At 41.0% G+C, this 3,355-nt stretch carries 3 protein-coding genes; 2 read left to right on the forward strand and 1 reads right to left on the reverse strand.

The features are described from left to right. Nucleotides 1-33: 33 nt before the first annotated feature. On the reverse strand, nt 34-1,062 hold the full coding sequence (locus B2Y23_RS09615; protein WP_291370491.1) for a molecular chaperone DnaJ: 1,029 nt from the start codon (nt 1,060-1,062) through the stop codon (nt 34-36). A gap of 321 nt (nt 1,063-1,383) precedes the next feature. Between B2Y23_RS09615 and B2Y23_RS09620 the strand changes: the two genes are divergently transcribed. Both B2Y23_RS09620 and B2Y23_RS09625 read left to right on the forward strand, forming a co-directional pair. Continuing rightward, on the forward strand, nt 1,384-2,061 hold the full coding sequence (locus B2Y23_RS09620) for a DUF421 domain-containing protein (RefSeq protein WP_291352766.1): 678 nt from the start codon (nt 1,384-1,386) through the stop codon (nt 2,059-2,061). A 326-nt stretch (nt 2,062-2,387) separates the two neighbouring features. Then, nucleotides 2,388-3,335, forward strand: a complete 948-nt coding sequence (locus B2Y23_RS09625) for a transporter substrate-binding domain-containing protein (protein ID WP_291352768.1) — start codon at nt 2,388-2,390, stop codon at nt 3,333-3,335. Nucleotides 3,336-3,355: the final 20 nt, after the last annotated feature.

Raw genomic sequence — 3,355 nt, forward strand, 5'->3', positions numbered from 1 at the left:
AGGAGAGGGTCAGGGAGAGGTGATTTTTTTAAATTACAAAAACCCATTCTCCATCAACATCTCCACCACACTCACCTTTCTCATATACTTCAAGCGTTCCTTTTCACCTTTTAGTTGCTTTTTCATCGCTGAAGTATCAGCATCCACCTGCTTATATAAATCTGTAATTTTGACCTTGCCTGTCCATGTTTTTCTATTCCAGTTCAGCAATTGAATAATTTCTTCTATCTGCTCATCTAATTTTTGACTTTGTAGATCTAAAGCCAGTTGATAAAACTTCATCTGCTCAGTACTTAAACTTTTTTGTGAAGCGCCCCGATTCTGCTCAATCTGGATTTGCAGTTTCAGCAGATAAAATAAATCCTGCGCTGCATAGGCCTCATTCGCCCGTTGCAATAACTCGGTCTTTTCAACTTTCTTGGTTTCATCCGGTTCACGGTCAGGATGAATGGTCGCAGCAATTTTTAAGTACATGGTTTTCAACGACTGCTCGGCCAGCTTTGACGCTTGCTCCAGTTTTTCCTGCTGGCGTTTAAGCTTGGCTTGCTCGCGTGCCTGACTATACTTTTCGCTATCCCACTCTTCAAAATCGTCAGAGGCCATCTGATCTGAATTATTTTCTTCATCAAAAAATAAATCTATATCCTCTGCGCTTTGCTTTTTATTTTTTCTGGCTTGAGTGTATTCAATATGCTGTTGATAGTAATTGTAAATCTCATCCACGATCTGGGCCTGTTGCCCTGATAAAGATTGAGAGTCTTTTAAGTAAGCTGCAAGATACTGGATTTTGACATCCAGCTGGGTCGCCTCTGCCTTGGAAAACGCTGCCTCATGCAAATGCTTCCATAATTGTTCCAGTTGCTGAAACAACACCGCATGTAATTCATGATAGACCGGCATCAAGGTCTGACGGGTATATTGCTGAATTTCTTCCTGCGCCTGCTGCCACTGCTTCAGTTCAAGCTGCTGCTGTTCAATTTTATCAATCAGACGGTTCAGCTTTTTTTGCTGCGGCGAAAGCTCGGCATCGGGCTGAACAGTAGTTTTCAAATCGAAAGACATAGTAGAAAAAAGACAAAAGAAAAATTATAGCTGATTTCTATCCAAGACTTTATGTCTCTCGGTAAGCGTTTTTCTTGGTCAATAACACTTCAGATCTATTGAGCTAAAGCAGCCACTGTACCTATAACATTAGTGGTCAATTTCACGTTCAAACCGGCAGCAAGTTTAGATAAAATTCTGAATTGATCTTTTTAATTTAACTTTTTATTTTTCTGTAGTTTAACTTGTCATCATCCCGCATATAAATTGCTACACAACTCTACAGCTCTATTTTGCTAAAACTTGCTAAATTCCTTAATAACAAAGAGAAAAGGAAACTAAATGGATTTATCGGATATTTTTATCTATGACACCAGCTTGGCCCTTGCCGGTGAAATTCTGATTCGCTGTGTCATTATGTATTTAATGATTATCCTGTTTTTGCGTCTGACGGGAAAACGCGGTGTACGTCAGCTCTCGATCTTTGAAGTCGCGATTATTCTGGCCTTGGGGTCGATTGCCGGTGACCCGATGTTTACTGACGATATTCCGCTGATTCAGGCCGTGATTGTCATGTCCGTGATTACGGTCATGTATCGCCTCACTACCTGGCTAATGATGAAATATCAATGGTTTGAAGACTTACTTGAAGGTAAGGCACTGTATATTGTAGAAGAAGGCGAACTGGTACTGGATAAAATCAAAAAAGGTTCCATGTCACATGATGAATTCTTTGCCGAAATGCGCCAGCAAAATACTGAACATCTGGGGCAAATCAGAACCGCTTTACTGGAAACAGATGGAACTTTCAGTATCTTGTTTTATCCGAATAATCAGGTGAAATACGGTTTGCCGCTATTTCCCAAAGCCTGTCATATCGTCACAGAGGTTCAACCCGATGTGCTTTATGCCTGTATTTATTGTGGCAATACTCGAACGCTTTCTCATGCCAAACAGCAATGTGAGCGCTGTGACGACTGCGACTGGACCGTAGCCATCAACACTACCCGCATTGGTTAAGGGTTAAAAATAGAGATCATTACTTACTTCGAAGTCTTGGTAATGCGGCTTTATTAGACTTTAGTCCACCTCGTCTCCTTGAAAAAAAGTTTTGGAATAAACTGTGCTTTCTAATAACAGCTCACAGCAAAAAAATAGTTATTTCATAATCATTTATTAGTAACAAAACCGTAAAAAAATTTGCTTGAGCAATCCTTCATAACTCGCTTAAGATGAAATCTGATGTATTTATATACAGTAAAGAAAACATCTTTTGCATAAGAAATGAGTCGCTTTTACAGGCAACTTAGCACTTGATGATAATGATATAAAAAGGAGTTTTATACATGACACATAAACGCAGTATTACTTCCCTACTTTGTGCAAGCGCGCTCATGCTTGGCCTGAGTGCTTGTAGTGACAATAAAGCTCCAGCTTCCGGTGAAAAAGCCGCTGGTACAAATGATGCAAGCGCGTCAGGTACACTCGACAAGATTAAAAAATCAGGCACGATTGTTCTTGGATATCGTGACTCCTCTATTCCTTTCTCCTATATTGCCGACAACCCGAATCAGCCGGTCGGTTATGCACACGATTTAGAGTTAAAAGTTGTAGATGCGGTGAAGCAGAAACTGAATATGCCGGATTTAAAAATTCGTTATAACCTGGTGACCAGTCAAAACCGTATTCCTCTGGTGTCAAACGGTACGGTAGACCTGGAATGTGGTTCGACCACCAACAACAAAGAACGCCAGCAACAGGTCGATTTCTCGGTCGGTTTCTTTGAAGTAGGTTCTCGCCTGCTTACCGCTAAAGATTCCGGCATCAAAGATTTTGCCGACTTAAAAGGTAAAAAACTGGTGACTACGGCGGGTACCACTTCGGAGCGTTATATCCGTCAGCATCAGCAAGAATGGGGTATTGGTGAAATCATTTCTGCCAAAGACCATGCGGAATCTTTCCTGATGCTGCAAAACGGTCGTGCCGCTGCCTTTATGATGGATGACATCCTGCTTGCCGGTGAAAAATCCAAAGCCGCCGATCCGAATAAATGGGTAATTGTCGGAACTGCGCCAATTCACGAAATTTATGGCTGTATGCTGCGTAAAGGTGATACCGGCTTTAAACAGGTGGTGGATGATGCCATTAAAGCCACATACAGCTCTGGTGAAATTAACAAGATGTACGAAAAATGGTTCCAGCAGCCAATTCCACCAAAAAATATCAATCTGGACTTCAAAATGTCTGATCAGTTGAAAGCGTTAATTAGCAATCCGCATGATCGTGACCAATAAGCATTAAAAAAATAACTTTA

The sequence above is a fragment of the Acinetobacter sp. UBA5934 genome (genome assembly GCF_002430855.1).
GTDB lineage: Bacteria > Pseudomonadota > Gammaproteobacteria > Pseudomonadales > Moraxellaceae > Acinetobacter.